Origin of the sequence: Streptomyces sp. SirexAA-E (assembly GCF_000177195.2) — a bacterium.
Taxonomy (GTDB): Bacteria; Actinomycetota; Actinomycetes; order Streptomycetales; family Streptomycetaceae; genus Streptomyces; species Streptomyces flavovirens.
This window is the reverse complement of record NC_015953.1, coordinates 4,186,958-4,201,952: the sequence shown is the minus strand read 5'-3', so window position 1 is coordinate 4,201,952 and position 14,995 is coordinate 4,186,958. Positions and strand designations below refer to the sequence as shown.

The 14,995-nt window shown below is 70.9% G+C and carries 13 protein-coding genes and 1 pseudogene; 8 read left to right on the top strand and 6 right to left on the bottom strand.

Annotated features, from left to right (window positions below):
• The first annotated feature begins 27 nt into the window (after positions 1-27).
• The 3 genes from SACTE_RS18825 to SACTE_RS18815 all read left to right on the top strand — a co-directional run bounded on the left by SACTE_RS18825 (position 28) and on the right by SACTE_RS18815 (position 1,870).
• On the top strand, positions 28-636 hold the full coding sequence (locus SACTE_RS18825) for a TetR/AcrR family transcriptional regulator (RefSeq protein WP_014047604.1): 609 nt from the start codon (positions 28-30) through the stop codon (positions 634-636).
• 100 nt (positions 637-736) lie between these two features.
• Positions 737-1,015 (top strand): metal-sensitive transcriptional regulator, encoded by a 279-nt coding sequence (locus SACTE_RS18820; protein WP_014047603.1) that lies wholly within the window; start codon positions 737-739, stop codon positions 1,013-1,015.
• Positions 1,016-1,090: 75 nt separating this feature from the next.
• Positions 1,091-1,870 (top strand): SDR family oxidoreductase, encoded by a 780-nt coding sequence (locus tag SACTE_RS18815; RefSeq protein ID WP_014047602.1) that lies wholly within the window; start codon positions 1,091-1,093, stop codon positions 1,868-1,870.
• An 18-nt stretch (positions 1,871-1,888) separates the two neighbouring features.
• Here SACTE_RS18815 and SACTE_RS18810 read toward each other — a convergent pair whose 3' ends face one another.
• Together SACTE_RS18810 and SACTE_RS18805 are read right to left on the bottom strand one after the other, a co-directional pair.
• The gene (locus SACTE_RS18810; protein ID WP_014047601.1) at positions 1,889-2,389 is read right to left on the bottom strand and encodes a hypothetical protein; all 501 of its coding nucleotides are present in this window, start codon (positions 2,387-2,389) and stop codon (positions 1,889-1,891) included.
• Positions 2,390-2,475: 86 nt separating this feature from the next.
• On the bottom strand, positions 2,476-5,559 hold the full coding sequence (locus tag SACTE_RS18805; protein ID WP_026359145.1) for an NPCBM/NEW2 domain-containing protein: 3,084 nt from the start codon (positions 5,557-5,559) through the stop codon (positions 2,476-2,478).
• 134 nt (positions 5,560-5,693) lie between these two features.
• On the opposite strand from SACTE_RS18805, the gene pip reads away from it, so the two are divergent.
• Both pip and SACTE_RS18795 read left to right on the top strand, forming a co-directional pair.
• A complete protein-coding gene (pip, locus tag SACTE_RS18800; RefSeq protein WP_014047599.1) occupies positions 5,694-6,665 on the top strand; it encodes a prolyl aminopeptidase in 972 nt (323 codons plus the stop codon).
• 48 nt (positions 6,666-6,713) lie between these two features.
• On the top strand, positions 6,714-7,709 hold the full coding sequence (locus SACTE_RS18795) for an aldo/keto reductase (RefSeq protein WP_014047598.1): 996 nt from the start codon (positions 6,714-6,716) through the stop codon (positions 7,707-7,709).
• A gap of 142 nt (positions 7,710-7,851) precedes the next feature.
• Here SACTE_RS18795 and SACTE_RS18790 read toward each other — a convergent pair.
• From SACTE_RS18790 to SACTE_RS18780, 3 genes and pseudogenes are all read right to left on the bottom strand, one after another.
• Positions 7,852-8,094, bottom strand: a pseudogene (locus tag SACTE_RS18790) (2'-5' RNA ligase family protein); the annotation flags it as partial.
• Positions 8,095-8,280: 186 nt separating this feature from the next.
• Positions 8,281-9,615: an MFS transporter gene (locus SACTE_RS18785; protein WP_014047597.1), complete on the bottom strand. Its 1,335-nt coding sequence runs from the start codon at positions 9,613-9,615 to the stop codon at positions 8,281-8,283.
• 88 nt (positions 9,616-9,703) lie between these two features.
• Complete coding sequence (locus tag SACTE_RS18780) at positions 9,704-10,144, bottom strand: MarR family transcriptional regulator (RefSeq protein WP_026359146.1); 441 nt, start codon at positions 10,142-10,144, stop codon at positions 9,704-9,706.
• Positions 10,145-10,278: 134 nt separating this feature from the next.
• On the opposite strand from SACTE_RS18780, the gene SACTE_RS18775 reads away from it, so the two are divergent.
• Positions 10,279-10,494, top strand: coding sequence for a hypothetical protein (locus SACTE_RS18775; protein WP_014047595.1), 216 nt, complete (start codon positions 10,279-10,281; stop codon positions 10,492-10,494).
• Between the two features lie 40 nt (positions 10,495-10,534).
• Here SACTE_RS18775 and SACTE_RS18770 read toward each other — a convergent pair whose 3' ends face one another.
• Positions 10,535-11,992, bottom strand: coding sequence for an NCS2 family permease (locus tag SACTE_RS18770; protein WP_014047594.1), 1,458 nt, complete (start codon positions 11,990-11,992; stop codon positions 10,535-10,537).
• Positions 11,993-12,178: 186 nt separating this feature from the next.
• Here SACTE_RS18770 and SACTE_RS18765 point away from each other — a divergent pair, with 186 nt between their 5' ends.
• The gene (locus SACTE_RS18765; RefSeq protein ID WP_014047593.1) at positions 12,179-12,457 is read left to right on the top strand and encodes a DUF2530 domain-containing protein; all 279 of its coding nucleotides are present in this window, start codon (positions 12,179-12,181) and stop codon (positions 12,455-12,457) included.
• A gap of 108 nt (positions 12,458-12,565) precedes the next feature.
• The gene (locus SACTE_RS18760) at positions 12,566-14,968 is read left to right on the top strand and encodes an HAD-IC family P-type ATPase (RefSeq protein ID WP_014047592.1); all 2,403 of its coding nucleotides are present in this window, start codon (positions 12,566-12,568) and stop codon (positions 14,966-14,968) included.
• Positions 14,969-14,995 lie beyond the last annotated feature (27 nt).

The window sequence follows — 14,995 nt, the reverse complement described above, 5'->3', positions numbered from 1 at the left end:
GGTCCGCTTCGCAAACGAGGGAGCAGCATGCCCGAGCCCAGGTCCCGCAAGGACGCCGCCCGCAACCGGGAGGCGGTCCTCGCGGCCGCCGACGCCCTCTTCGGACGCTGCGAAAGCCCGGACGACGTCACCATGGCCGACGTCGCGGCGGCGGCCCAGGTCGGCAAGGGCACGATCTTCCGCGCCTTCGGCGATCGGGCAGGGCTGCTCCGCGCCCTGTACGAGGCACGGCTCGAACCGATCAGGAAGGCCGTCGAGTCCGGCCCGCCGCCCCTGGGGCCGGCGACCCCACCGCAGGACCGCGTGCCCGCCCTGCTCGACGCCACCCTCTGCTTCAAACTCGACAACCGGAGCCTGGCGCTGGCCCTGGAGGAGAGCGGGAGCGGGAGCCCGTACCGGGCGGAGCACTACGAGCGGTGGCACAGCATGCTGCGAGCGGTGCTGGAGCAGATCCCCGGACTGCCCGACAGCGGCTTCGCCGCCCACGTCCTGCTCGCCGCCACGCGAGCCGATCTCGTCGAGCACCTGGCCGGCGAGAAGCACGTGCCACGGGAGACGATGCGCGCTCAGCTGGCGGACTTCACCGCCGCGCTCCTGGCCTCCGGCTCACGGCGGGAGTCGGATGCGGGTGGGTGACCGAGAACCGTACAGGCCCGGCCTCACGGCCGGCCGCGCCGTACCGTACTCCCCGGGGTGTGCACGCGACTCCCCGGGGAGTACGCGATCGGGAGGAACCATGCAGCTCGACATGGCGGCCGACGAGCTGAAGTCGGTCCTCAACCGGCTCCGCCGGGCCCAGGGACAGATCGCCGGGGTCATTCGCATGATCGAGGAGGGCCGGGACTGCGAGGACGTCGTGACCCAGCTGGCCGCCGCCTCCCGCGCTCTGGACCGGGCCGGGTTCTCGATCATCGCGACGGGCCTGGAGCAGTGCCTGGCCGAGGAGGGCGGGACGGCCGCCGACAAGGACCGGATGCGCGCCCGGCTGGAGAAGCTCTTCCTCTCGCTGGCCTGAGGCCCTTGGCGGCCGTCGCGGGCCGGGACAAAAGCATTTGCCCCGCCCGCGGCCGGTCGCGGACCATTCCTGCCTGTGACCACGACACCCGCGCAGGAGATCCCCCGTCGTCCGCTCGCCCTGATCACCGGCGTGGGCCGCACGATCGGCATCGGCGCCGGGATCGCCCGCCAACTGGCCGCCTCGGGCTGGGACATCGCCTTCACCTACTGGACTCCGTACGACCTGCGTATGGAGTGGGGGGTCGAGCAGGGCGCCACCGAGGCGATCACCGCCGAGCTCACCAAGCGGGGCGCCGCCTCCGTCGCGATCGAGGCGGACCTCACCGACCCCGACGCCCCCGGGCGCGTCCTCGACGAGGCCGAGAGCCGGCTCGGGCCGGTGACCGCGCTGGTGATGTGCCACGCCGAGTCGGTGGACTCCGGGCTGCTCGACACCTCGCTGGAGAGCTTCGACCGGCACTTCGCCGTCAACGCCCGGGCCTCCTGGCTGCTGATCCGCGCGTTCGGGCTGCGCTTCCGCTCCGCCCCGGGGACCGGCCGGATCATCGCGCTGACCAGCGACCACACGGTCGGCAATCTGCCGTACGGGGCGAGCAAGGGTGCCCTGGACCGCATCACCCTGGCCGCCGCCCGCGAACTGGCGCACCTCGGTGTGACGGCGAACGTCGTCGACCCGGGCCCGGTGGACACCGGCTGGATGTCCCCGGAGGCCAAGCAGAGCCTGGCTTCCGCCACCCCGGCCGGCCGCCTCGGCACCCCCCAGGACACCGCGCACCTGGTGGACTTCCTGTGCTCTCCGCAGGGCCGGTGGATCAACGGGCAGCTGCTGATGAGCAACGGGGGCCTGGCCTAGGGTCCGCCTCGGCGGACGTCAGCGCTCCGGGAACCGCTCTCCGCAGGCACTGCAGAATCTCGGCGCCCGGTCCGCCGACAGCCGCCCGCACTCCGGGCAGACCAGGTCCAGCATGCAGGGGGCCTCGCCGCCCTCCTGGGCCGTGGGCGCCCGGACCGGCGCCGACGTGATCGCGAGACCCGGGCGGCGGCGGTGCACCGTGAGGTACGTCAGCCCCTCGGGCCCGGCCTCCAGGGCGCGGCGGGAGGTCCGGGGCAGCCAGATCACGGTGGTCGGGGCCAGGTCGAGGATGCCGCCGTCGCCCGTACGCAGGCGGCCGCCACCGGTGAGGACGAGCAGCAGGACGTCCAAGGTGTCCTCCTGGTGCTCCCCCACCGCCGCGCCCGGCGCGAGGCGCACGTAGTTGGCGTCCAGCTCGCGGCCCCGCTCGGCGAGATGCCACAGCGCCCCGCGCTCGTCCGGCGCGGCGGAGGCGAGCAGGTCGTCCAGCACGGCAAGCACCTGAGGAGTCGCGTTCACGGCGCCCAGGCTACGCCCGGGGCGGCGCCGTTCGACGGGACGGTGCGGGGCACCGGCGGACGGCCGGCCCCGCACCGCCTGGGACCTTACGAGCAGGTGAACCGGGCGGCCGCCCAGTCCCCGTGATCACCGGTCTTGGAGCCATTGGTGTCGGTGACCTTCAGGCGTACATGGCGTGCCCCGTCGAGCGGCACGTCCACCGGTACGGTCTTCGACGCCCCGGTCATCTTCGGCGAGGTCCACACCACCGCGCCGTCCGCCTCGACGGAGAAGGCGACCTCGCCGTAACCGTCGATCTCGTCGTCGATGCCGACGTCGGCCGTGAACGCCGTGCACCGGCCGCCGGTGTACACCTCGATGTCGGAGTCGGCGTGGACGCCGATCCCCTTGGCGTAGGTCTTCCCCGCGAGGGTGAGGGTGCGTCCGTCGGCCGCTCCCGACTCGCCGTTGGACCGATCGCGTTCCGCCGGGCCGTAGCCGTTGGTGTCCCGGAGCCAGTCCAGGTCGCTCGCCCAGGCGTCGGCGGTCGGGGGCGGCGGCGTCACGTCCACCGCGAACCGCTGGACGGCCGCGCGCGACTCGCCCCTCGCGCGATGGCGGACGAGCGCCGTGACCGACGCCTCGCCGAGCTCCGCGTCCTCGGCGGGAACGACGGCGACCCGCACCCTCTCCGTCCTGCCTGCGGGGATGCGGCCCTTGACGCGGGCGGGGGTCGCCTGCCAGCCGTCGGGGACGTCGAGCGTGATCTCGGCGTCCGTCACGTCGGCGGTGCCGGCGGTGACATCGACGGCGACCGTGCCCGCGGTCCCGGCCCCGATCTCCTGACCGCGCGGCGCGGAGAGCGTCGCCGCGGCCGTGGGGGTGCGGCCACCGACGGCGCTGGTGCCGTCGAGCCTCAGGGTGAACGGCTCGGCGGTGCTCAGCGGACGCGTCTTGATCTTCACCACGCCGCCGCGGTCGTCCTTGTCGTACCACCAGCCCGCCGCCGCCTTCTCGTACGCGGCCTCGGAGCCCAGCCGGGGGAGCTTGCCCGCGAGTTCGACGGCGCGCGGTGCGGAACCGGTGTGCACGCTGAACTGGTACGGCCGCTCGCTCTGCTTGCCCGCGAAACCGCCCTTGCTCGCGCCGATGCGTATGGCGACGTCGCCCGCGCCCCGGACCGGTGCGTCGACCTCCGCACGCTGGGTGGCGTACGCGCCGTCCCGGTGTTCACGCGTCACGCCGTCGTCCTCGTAGAGGGTGAACGACGAGTCGCCCTGCGGATAGACGTCCCAGGCGAGCGCGGAGTCCGCCGTGCGGTCCGTGTACGAACGGATGCCGGGCCACATCGGAATAGCCGCCCCGGCCTTCACGAAGAGGGGCAGGGTGTCCAGCGGAGCGCTGTAGTCGTCGATCGTGGTCGGCCCCTTGTAGGTGCGTCCGCTCCAGTAGTCGATCCAGGTGCCCTTCGGCAGGTAGATGCCGTCGCGCTCGGTGGAGTCCTCGTAGACGGGCGCGACGAGGAAGTCCTCGCCCGAGAGGAATTCGTACTTCGCCGCGTCGCCCGAGGCCCTGGGGTCGTCCGGGTACTCCAGGGCGAGCGGGCGGACCATACCGACACCGGTCTTGGTCGCCTCGTGGGCGTAGGAGTACTGGTAGGGCAGCAGCGACTCCTTCAGCTTCAGGTAGTCGCGGTTGACCGAGGTGTACGGCTCCCCGTACCGGAAGGGCTGCTTGTCGTTGGCCGCCCATCCGTCCATGGTCATCGTGGTGCCGAGGAGCATCTTCCACTGGAGGTCGCGGGTGTACGTCTTGGCGCTGCCGCCGAAGATGCCGTCGACGTCACCGGTGGTGTAGGCGAGCCCGGACATCGTGGCGCCCGCGTACGTGGGGATCTGCCAGCGTATGTACTCCCAGCTGCCGGTCTGGTCGCCGGACCACTGCACTCCGCAGCGCTGGGCGCCCGACCAGCTCTCCGGTGCCCAGGTGAAGCCGCGGGCGTCGCTGTTGTCCTCGATGCCCTTGTAGGCGTCCTTGCAGCCGTCGAGCGCGAACTTGTAGCCGGCGCCGACCCAGGCCACGTCGAGCTTGGCGACCCGCTGCCCGGCCCTGACCTGGTCGCCGATCTTCTCGATACCGTCCTCGGTCCACAGCCCGAGCTGCGTGCCGCGGTCCTGGAGTCCCTCGGCGGTCTCCGGCAGGTTCTCGTAGCCGCAGCCGTACCCGTCGTTGACGAGCATCCAGCCGTTGGGCATGTCGTGTTCGAGGTAGCCGTCGGCGACCTCCAGCGCGTCGAGGGTGTGCCGTTCACCGCGGTTGGCGTTGTGGAGGTAGCAGTCCGCGTCGCCGATCTCCATCCCGTAGACGGGCGGCAGGAAGGGCTTGCCGGTGAGGTCGGTGTACTGGCCGATGACGTCCTTGGCGTCGCCGGTGAAGTAGTAGGCGTCGAAGCGGCGTTCCCGGGCGCTCGCGCTCACCGGGTCGGTGAAGGAGTAGGTGTTGGGGGCGTAGGTGTTGCGGAAGACGCCGTAACCGGCCGAGGAGAGGTAGAACGGGACCGAGTTGGGATGGCCCCCGTCGTCCCAGTCGTAGTCGACGCTCACCTCGACGGTCTCGCCGCGGTGCGAGGTGTTGCCCCGGCCGTTCTGCATGCCGCCGCCGTAGAACTGCTCGCGGGCACCGCGGGCCAGGGTCTGGGTGGTCCTCTCGTCGTCCCAGCCGATCCCCTCGGTCTCGGACCACACCCGGGTGCCGTCGGAGCGGTACAGGGCGAAGCGCAGCGGTGACTTGTGGACCCGCAGCGTGACCTCGGACGTGCTGAGGTCGTAGCGGTCGCCGCGGTCCTTCCAGCGGGTGGCGGGTGCGGCCCCCTGAGCCAGCACGATGTCGTCGCCGGTCGGGTCGGTGAACTCACCGTCCGGCGCGAGCTCGATCCGGAAGGTCTCGGCGGACACGAAACTGACGCGGGCCGCGGCGGCGCCCGCGCGAAAACGGTAGACGGAACCGTCGGCCTCGAAGCCGGTGACGTTCCCGACGGTGGTGACGTCCCCTGCGGTGGTGCTCCCGGTGGCGGTGTCCCCGGTGGTGACGGCGGTCGGTTCGGCTCGGGCGACGCCGGGACCCGCGAGCACGGTCAGGAGACCGAACACGGCGCCGATTAATGCTCCCTTGATGCGCATTCTTGATTGCATGGGAGCTGTTTAGCGCAGTCCCGAGCAAGCCGCTAGAGGGCGGGTCGCTCTGGCTAAGCTCGGGGCCGTTGTTCGGCCGCCCCCGCGCGCCCGCCGCGGACGGACGTGCGCACCCCCGAGACGGAGAGGCCACCGTGGACCGGAAGCCCGACCAGCCGTACCCGCCGACCGAGCCGTACGACCGGGGGATGCTCGATGCCGGCGACGGCAACCTCGTGTACTGGGAGGTCTGCGGAAATCCGGCCGGCAAGCCCGCCCTCGTCGTCCACGGCGGTCCCGGCTCGGGGTGCACCACCCGGGCCCGGCGGTTCTTCGACCCGGACCGCTACCGGGTCGTCCTCTTCGACCAGCGCAACTGCGGCCGCTCCACCCCGCACGCGAGCGACCCGGCCGCCGACATGCGGCACAACACCACCGCCCACCTGATCGCCGACATGGAACTCCTGCGCCGCCACCTCGGCATCGAGCAGTGGCTGCTGTACGGCGGCTCCTGGGGCTCCACGCTGATCCTGGCCTACGCCGAGCAGCACCCCGAGCGGGTCTCGGAGATCGTGATCCCGGCGGTGACGACGACCCGGCGCAGCGAGATCGACTGGCTCTACCGGGGCGCGGGCGCGTTCTTCCCCGAGGCCTGGGACCTCTTCCGCGCGGGCGTCCCGGAGGCGGCGGGCCCCGGGGACCTGGTCGCCGCGTACGCCCGGCGGATGGAGAGCCCCGACCCGGAGGTACGGGCGCGGGCCACGGCCGACTGGTGCGCCTGGGAGGACGCGGTGCTCTCCATGGAGAACTGGAGCGGCCCGCCCCCGTACAGCGGCCGCCCGGACCGCGACCGGCAGGCGCTCGTCCGGATCTGCTCGCACTACTTCTCGCACGCCGCCTGGCTGGAGGAGGGGCAGCTGATCCGCGACGCGGTCCGGCTGGCGGGCGTCCCGGGGGTGCTGGTGCACGGACGCTTCGACATGGGCGGCCCGCTGACCACCGCCTGGGAGCTGGCGAAGGCCTGGCCCGGTGCCGAACTGACGGTGATCGACGGCGCGGGGCACCTGGGCGGGCCCGCGACCAGCCGTGCGGTGCTCGACGCGCTGGACCGGTTCGCGCGGCTCTGAGGCGACCTACTTGCTTCGAGCGCGCTCGAAGGCGTTGGCTTGGGCCCCATGAAGTACACGCAGCTCGGACGCACCGGACTCAAAGTCAGCCGCCTCGTCCTGGGGACGATGAACTTCGGCCCCCAGACCAACGAGAGCGACAGCCACGCGCTCATGGACGCCGCCCTGGACGCGGGCGTCAACTTCTTCGACACCGCGAACGTCTACGGCTGGGGCGAGAACAAGGGCCGCACCGAGGAGATCCTCGGCACCTGGTTCGCTCAGGGCGGCGACCGCCGGGACAAGGTCGTCCTCGCGACCAAGGTCTACGGCAACATGGGCGCCGACGGCGAGGCGTGGCCCAACCACGACAAGCTGTCCGCCCTGAACATCCGCCGCGCCGTCGACGCGAGCCTCAAGCGGCTCCAGACGGACCACATCGACCTGTACCAGTTCCACCACGTCGACCGGTCCACCCCGATCGACGAGATCTGGCAGGCCATCGACGTACTGATCCAGCAGGGCAAGATCCTGTACGCCGGTTCCTCCAACTTCTCCGGCTACAAGATCGCCCAGGCCAACGAGCGGGCCCGGCAGCGGGGCAGCTACGGCCTGGTCAGCGAGCAGTGCATCTACAACCTGATGCAGCGGGACGCCGAGATGGAGGTCATCCCGGCCGCCCAGGAGTACGGCCTCGGCGTCATCCCGTGGTCGCCGCTGCACGGCGGGCTGCTCGGCGGCGCGATCCGCAAGGAGCGCGACGGCGGCGGCGCCCGCTCCACCTCCGGCCGCTCCGGCGAGGCGCTCGCCGACCCGAAGACGCGGGCGCAGATCCAGGCGTACGAGGACCTGCTGGAGAAGCACGGGCTGGAGCCCGGCGAGGCGGGTCTGGCCTGGCTGCTGACCCGGCCCGGCATCACCGGCCCGATCTCCGGCCCGCGGACGCGGGAGCAGCTCGACTCCGCCCTGCGGGCGGTCGAGCTGGAGCTGTCGGACGAGGTGCTGGCCGCCCTGGACGAGATCTTCCCGGGCCCCGGCCCGTCGCCGGAGAACTTCGCCTGGTAGGGACCGTGCCGTGCGGCCGTCCTCGCGGGTTCAGCCCCCGAGGGCGGCCGCCGCCGCGACGACGAGGAACATCAGCACGAGCACGGCCGCCATGATGCGGTTTCTGGTCTTCGGATCCACCCGACGAGCGTAACCGCCCGCCTCACCGTCCCAGCGGCCAGGCCCGCACCACCTCGTACCGGGGCTGCTCCCCCGGCACCCCGCTCGCGGGCAGGTGGCTGCGCACCAGGGCGAAGCCGTCCACCTGCCACTGAGTGCCCTCGAAGCCGTCGAGGGCCGCCGTGTACGGGGCGAGATCGACCGGGACGCGGCTGCGGGCCAGGGTGAGGTGCGGGATGTAGGGGCGGTGCTCGTCCACCGGCACCCCGGCCCGGCGGGCCGCGGCGGGGCGACGGCCGCCGCGAGTTCGTCGCCGGCGGGTCCGGGCGGCAGGACGGCGGTGAAGAGCCGGCTGCGCGGGCTGCTGTTCATGGGGCCGAGTCCGGCAGCGTCCCGGCGCGTCGGTTGAACGCGCGGCCGCCCTCCGTCCCGGTGCGGGAGGAGGGCGGCCATGTGGTCGGTCCTGCGGCGGTCAGGCCGCCGTCGCGAGCTGTTCGCGCGGAACTATTCGCACGTGCGGGCGGCCCGGACGCAGGTCGACCTTGAGGCGCAGGCCCCCGACCCGGGTCAGCATGAAGCCCACACCGAGCGCGGCCACCATGGAGACGGCGCCACCGGCGGCCATACCGATCCGGGCGCCGTAGGCGTCGCTGATCCAGCCGACGATCGGGGCGCCCACCGGCGTACCTCCGGCGAAGACCATCATGTACAGGCTCATCACCCGGCCCCGCATCTCGGGGTCGGACGCCATCTGGACGCTCGTGTTGGCGCTGATGTTGGTCGTCAGACCGATCATGCCGATCGGCACCAGCAGGATCGAGAAGAGCCAGACGGACGGCGAGAGCGACGCGGCGATCTCCAGGAGACCGAAGACCGTGCCCGCGAGGACCAGCATCCGCAGCCGCGAGGAGCGGCGGCGGGCGGCGAGCAGGGCACCGGCCAGCGAGCCGGCCGCCATCAGGATGTTGAAGAACGAGTACATCCCGGCGCCGCCGTGGAAGATCTCGTCGGCGAAGGCGGTGAGCCAGATCGGGAAGTTGAAACCGAAGGTACCGACGAAGCCGACCAGGACGATCGGCCAGATCAGCTCGGGCCTGCCGGACACGTAGCGCAGGCCCTCACGCAGCTGGCCCTTGGCGCGCTTCACGGTCACGGCCGCGTGCAGCTCGTTCGTCCGCATCATCAGCAGGCCGACCAGCGGGGCCGCGAACGACAGGCCGTTCAGCATGAAGGCCCAGCCGCTGCCGACCGTGGTGATCAGGACACCCGCGACGGCGGGGCCGATGAGCCGGGCGGACTGGAAGTTCGCCGAGTTCAGGCTGACGGCGTTCCGCAGCTGCGCGGGGCCGACCATCTCGGAGACGAACGACTGGCGCGCCGGGTTGTCCACGACGGTCACCATGCCGAGCAGGAACGCGATCAGGTAGACGTGCCAGACCTCGACGACGCCGGAGAGGGTCAGTACGGCGAGTGCGATGCCGCACAGACCGAGCGCTGCCTGGCTGATGAGGAGCAGACGCCGCTTCGGGAGCCGGTCGGCGATGACGCCGCCGTACAGGCCGAAGAGCAGCATCGGGAGGAACTGGAGTGCCGTGGTGATACCGACGGCGGCAGCGGAACCGGTGAGGCTCAGGACGAGCCAGTCCTGCGTGATGCGGGACATCCAGGTTCCGGTGTTGGAGATCACGGCGCCCGTGGCGAACAGGCGGTAGTTGCGGATCTTCAGCGACGAGAAGGTCCCGCCGGTCTTGCTCTCGTGGGTGGAAGTCGGTGCGGGGGCGGAGTCTGCTCCGGATCCCGTACTCAAAAGAGTTCGCCTCCTCGGGCGTATACGACGTACGTACTGACGAGGACGTGGCGGCGGGCGCCGCGGACCGTGTCCGCCGCGCCCGAGGTCACAGGTGGGCCAGCTTCTCCAGCACGGGCGCTGCGGCCCGCAGCGTGTCCCACTCGTCCTCGTCCAGGCCTTCGGCGAGGTTGGCCAGCCAGGCGTTCCGCTTGGAACGGCTCTCGGCGAGCATGGCTTCCGCCTGCTCGGTGCGGCTGACCATCTTCTGCCGACGGTCTTCGGGGTGCGGTTCCAGTCTGACCAGGCCCTTGGCTTCCAGCAGCGCGACGATGCGGGTCATCGACGGCGGCTGCACGTGCTCCTTGCGGGCCAGCTCACCGGGGGTGGCGGAACCGCACCGGGCGAGAGTGCCGAGCACCGACATCTCGGTCGGGCTCAGCGACTCGTCGACGCGCTGGTGCTTCAGGCGCCGGCCCAGCAGCATCACGGCGGAGCGAAGGGAGCTCACGGCGGCGGCACTCTCACCGTCGTGGATCAGGTCAGGCATGTTCATTAGCGTAACTCATTAGCTTCACTAAAGACCACTCGGTGGTACACGCGCGAGAAACTGATCACCCGAACGAGTGAGTATGGGCCGGAAACACGCGCGAAACGGTCACATGTGCAGGGACCCTGCATGACATGGGATCGACAGTGCTCAGCCTGCGGATAGACGGTGAGCTGCTCGACCGGCTCCGCCGTCGCGCCGCCAGACGCGGTATGAGCGTGCAGGACTACGTGGTCCAGACGCTCGTCCGCGACGATTTCGACGAACGCTTCAACGCGGCCGTCGACGAGACGGAGAAGTTCTACGGGGCGGACCTCCCGCCCGTGGACCCGGCCGACCGGGTCACCTGAGGGAGATCCGCCCCGTAGGGGTGGACGTGTGCGGCGGTGCCTACGTGAGGCCGAGCGCCGGCATCGCGTAGTAGAAGACGAAGACCGCCGAGACCACGTACATCGCCACCGGGATCTCACGACCGCGGCCCACCGCCAGGCGCATCACGGTGAAGGCGATGCAGCCGATGCCGATGCCGTTGGTGATCGAGTACGTGAGCGGCATCATCAGCATGGCCAGGAACGCCGGGATGGCCAGCGTGAAGTCGCTCCAGTCGACGTCCCGCACATTGCCCGCGAGGATCAGGAACCCGACCGCGATCAGCGCCGGGGTGGCCGCCTGCGAGGGGACCATCGTCGCCAGCGGCGTCAGGAACAGCGACACCGTGAAGAGCAGCCCGGTCACGACGCTCGCGAGGCCGGTACGGGCCCCCTCTCCGACACCCGCCGTGGACTCCACGAAGCAGGTCGTCGCGGAGGAGGAGCTGCCGCCACCGGCGGCGACGGCGACACCGTCGATGAACAGGACCTTGCTCATGCCCGGGAACTTGCCGTCCTTGTCCATGAGCTTCGCCTCGTCGCCGACACCGAGGATGGTGCCCATCGCGTCGAAGAAGCAGGACAGCAGGACGGTGAAGACGAAGAGGACACCGGTCAGGATGCCGACCTTCTCGAAGCCGCCGAACAGGCTGACCTCACCGAGCAGCCCGAAGTCCGGGGACGAGACGGGGTTGCCCGGCCACTTCGGGACGGTCAGCCCCCAGGCGTCGGCCGGCAGCTCGGCGATCGCGTCGATGACCAGCGCGACGACCGTCATGACGACGATGGAGATCAGGATCGCGCCCGGCACCTTGCGGACGATCAGCGCGAGGGTCAGCAGCGTGCCGAGGATGAAGACCAGGACCGGCCAGCCGTTGAGGTGGCCGTCACCACCGAGCTGGAGCGGCACGGTGGTGTGCGCGACGTCGGGGATGCGGGAGACGAAACCCGAGTCGACCAGGCCGACCAGCAGCACGAAGAGGCCGATACCGATCGCGATGCCCTTGCGGAGCGACCTCGGCACCGCGTTCATCACGCGTTCGCGCAGGCCGGTCGCGACGAGGAGCATCACGACGATGCCCGCGAGGACGACCATGCCCATCGCGTCCGGCCAGCTCATCCGGGGCGCGAGCTGGAGGGCGACGACGGTGTTGACGCCGAGGCCGGCGGCGAGCGCGATCGGGACGTTGCCGATGACGCCCATCAGCAGCGTGGAGAACGCGGCCGACAGCACCGTGGCGGTGACGAGCTGACCACCGTTGAGCTGGTGCCCGTACATGTCGTGTGCGCTACCGAGGATGATCGGGTTGAGCACGATGATGTACGCCATCGCGAAGAACGTGGCGAGACCGCCGCGGATCTCACGCGCGACCGACGACCCCCGCTCGGAGATCTTGAAGAAGCGGTCCAAGCCGCCGTTGGACTGCGGAGAGGCCGGGGGCGGCGTGGCGTCGACCGGAGCGGTGGCCGAGGGGGACATGTATGACCTTCAGTCGTGCATCGGGGGATTAAAAGTGGTCAGCCTTGGATGTTCATACAAATAATTCGAGACAACCAGAAGCAGATTCAGTATGAATACATAAGGCGAAGATCGCTATCTCCGCGCGTAGACCCTTGGCCCAACTGCTCCGTCCGCCCCCGTCCGGCCAGGTCCTAGACTGGTCGCATGGAGAAGTGGACACCGAAGCACGAGGCGCCCGAGCCCCTGGAGGGCCCCGTCGTCGCCACCGTCACGGGGGGCACCGTCCTCTGGTTCGTCCTCTTCCTCGTCCAGATCCCCTTCTACGGCTGGTACGACGACCACGGGCACACCTGGTGGCTGTGGACCTGCCTGGCCGGCGCGGGGCTCGGTCTCATCGGCGTCTGGTACGTGCGCGCCCGGGACGCGGCGATCAAGCGCGACGCCGCGCGGTCCGGGGAGCCGGCTCCGGGCGCCCGGAGCTGACGGGTCCTCCCCGTACGTAGTACGACGGGACGGTTCCCGTCCTCCCACGGTCTGATCTTCGGGCCCCTCGGTGGGTGAGTCCTCCCTTCCCCCCGTACCGTCGGAGCCATGACGCAGCGGGCACTCGACTCCCCCGGAGAACAGCCGGACCCCGTACAGCCCCCTTCCGGGCCACCTCGCGGGCTGAGCGCCTCCGAGGTCGCCGAGCGGGTCGCACGGGGCGAGGTCAACGACGTGCCGGTGCGCTCCTCGCGGTCCGTCACCGAGATCGTCCGCGCGAACGTCTTCACCCGCTTCAACCTGATCATCGGCGTGCTCTGGCTGATCATGCTCGCCGTCGCGCCGATCCAGGACAGCCTCTTCGGCTTCGTGATCATCGCCAACACCGGGATCGGCATCATCCAGGAGTGGCGCGCCAAGAAGACCCTGGACAGCCTCGCGGTCATCGGCGAGGCGAAACCCACCGTGCGGCGCGACGGAGAGGCCGCCGAGGTGTCCGTCTCCGAGATCGTCCTGGGCGATCTGGTGGAGCTGGGGCCCGGGGACAAGGTGGTCGTGGACGGCACGGTCGCCGAGGCCGACAGCCTGGAGATCGACGAGTCGCTGCTGACCGGTGAGGCCGACCCGGTGATCAAGCGGACGGGCGACGCGGTGATGTCCGGCAGCTTCGTGGTCGCCGGGGGCGGCGCGTTCACGGCGACCAAGGTCGGCCGCGAGGCCTACGCGGCACAGCTCGCCGAGGAGGCCTCCCGCTTCACCCTCGTCCAGTCCGAGCTGCGCAGCGGCATCAGCACGATCCTCAAGTACGTGACGTGGATGATGGTGCCGACCGCGCTCGGCCTGATCATCAGCCAGCTCGTCGTCAAGGACAACAACTTCAAGGACTCCGTCGCCCGTACCGTCGGCGGCATCGTCCCGATGATCCCCGAGGGCCTGGTCCTGCTGACCTCGGTCGCCTTCGCGATCGGCGTCATCCGGCTCGGCCGCAAGCAGTGCCTCGTGCAGGAGCTGCCCGCCATCGAGGGGCTGGCCCGCGTCGACATCGTCTGCCTGGACAAGACCGGCACCCTGACCGAGGGCGGCATGGACGTCACCGAGGTCCGGCCGCTGAACGGCATGGACGAGGTCTACGTCCACCGGGTCCTGGCCGCCCTGGGCGCCTCCGACCCCCGCCCCAACGCCAGCCTCCAGGCGATCATCGACGCCCACCCGGACGGCGGTGGCTGGACCGCCACGCGGACGATGCCGTTCTCCTCGGCCCGCAAGTACAGCGGCGCCTCCTTCACCGAGGACGACGGCGGCACCTCCGCCTGGCTGCTGGGCGCCCCCGACGTGCTGCTGGAGGCCGACGACCCCGCCCTCACCGAGACCGGCCACCTCAACGAACAGGGGCTGCGGGTCCTGCTCCTCGCCCGGGTGCGCGGTGAGCTCGACGCCCCGGACGCGGCCTCGGGCGCCACGCCCGCGGCACTGGTCGTCCTGGAGCAGCGGCTGCGCCCGGACGCCGGGGACACCCTGGCGTACTTCGAGGACGAGCACGTCGACGCGAAGATCATCTCGGGGGACAACGCCGTCTCGGTCGGCGCGGTCGCGCAGAAGCTCGGCATGCCGGGCGCCGAGCACGCCGTGGACGCCCGCAAGCTGCCGGCGGAGCACGACGAGATGGCCTCCGCGATCGAGCGGAACGCCGTGTTCGGCCGGGTCACCCCCCAGCAGAAGCGGGACATGGTCGCGGCGCTCCAGTCCCGGGGCCACACCGTGGCGATGACCGGCGACGGCGTCAACGACGTCCTGGCGCTGAAGGACGCCGACATCGGGGTCTCGATGGGTTCGGGCTCCGAGGCGACCCGGGCCGTGGCGCAGATCGTGCTGCTGGACAACAGCTTCGCCACGCTGCCCTCGGTGGTGGCGGAGGGGCGCCGGGTCATCGGCAACATCACCCGCGTCGCCACCCTGTTCCTGACCAAGACCGTCTACTCGGTGCTGCTGGCGGTCCTGGTGGTCTGCTTCCAGGTGGAGTACCCGTTCCTGCCGCGCCACCTCACGCTGCTGTCCACACTGACGATCGGGGTGCCCGCGTTCTTCCTGGCGCTCGCCCCCAACAAGGAGCGGGCCCACCCGCACTTCGTACGCCGGGTCATGCGGTACTCGGTGCCCTCGGGGCTCATCGCGGGGGTGGCGACCTTCGTCACCTACCTGCTGGCCCGCCACCACTACAGCGGGCCGGGGGCGCTGGACGCCGAGACGAGTGCGGCGACGCTCACGCTCTTCCTGGTGTCGATGTGGGTCCTGGCGATCATCGCGCGGCCCTACACCTGGTGGCGGGTCGCCCTGGTGGCGTCGATGGGGCTGTGTTTCCTGCTCGTGCTGGCGGTGCCGTGGCTCCAGCACTTCTTCGCCCTGAAGCTGGTGGGCTCGGTGATGCCGTGGACCGCGGTGGCGATCTCGGTGGTGGCGGCGGCCGCCCTGGAGGTGACCTGGAAACTGGTCGGCCGCCGCTTCCGCGGATAGGAACCGCCGGCGGACAGGAACCGCCGG

What these genes read in the sequence shown, in the direction of transcription:
- SACTE_RS18795 (WP_014047598.1), top strand. Translation starts at nt 6,714, where the DNA reads ATGAAGTACACGCAGCTCGGACGCACCGGACTCAAAGTCAGCCGCCTC.
- SACTE_RS18770 (WP_014047594.1), bottom strand. Translation starts at nt 11,992, where the DNA reads ATGTCCCCCTCGGCCACCGCTCCGGTCGACGCCACGCCGCCCCCGGCC.
- SACTE_RS18760 (WP_014047592.1), top strand. Translation starts at nt 12,566, where the DNA reads ATGACGCAGCGGGCACTCGACTCCCCCGGAGAACAGCCGGACCCCGTA.
- SACTE_RS18780 (WP_026359146.1), bottom strand. Translation starts at nt 10,144, where the DNA reads ATGCCTGACCTGATCCACGACGGTGAGAGTGCCGCCGCCGTGAGCTCC.
- SACTE_RS18820 (WP_014047603.1), top strand. Translation starts at nt 737, where the DNA reads ATGCAGCTCGACATGGCGGCCGACGAGCTGAAGTCGGTCCTCAACCGG.
- SACTE_RS18825 (WP_014047604.1), top strand. Translation starts at nt 28, where the DNA reads ATGCCCGAGCCCAGGTCCCGCAAGGACGCCGCCCGCAACCGGGAGGCG.
- SACTE_RS18775 (WP_014047595.1), top strand. Translation starts at nt 10,279, where the DNA reads ATGGGATCGACAGTGCTCAGCCTGCGGATAGACGGTGAGCTGCTCGAC.
- SACTE_RS18805 (WP_026359145.1), bottom strand. Translation starts at nt 5,559, where the DNA reads ATGCAATCAAGAATGCGCATCAAGGGAGCATTAATCGGCGCCGTGTTC.
- SACTE_RS18765 (WP_014047593.1), top strand. Translation starts at nt 12,179, where the DNA reads ATGGAGAAGTGGACACCGAAGCACGAGGCGCCCGAGCCCCTGGAGGGC.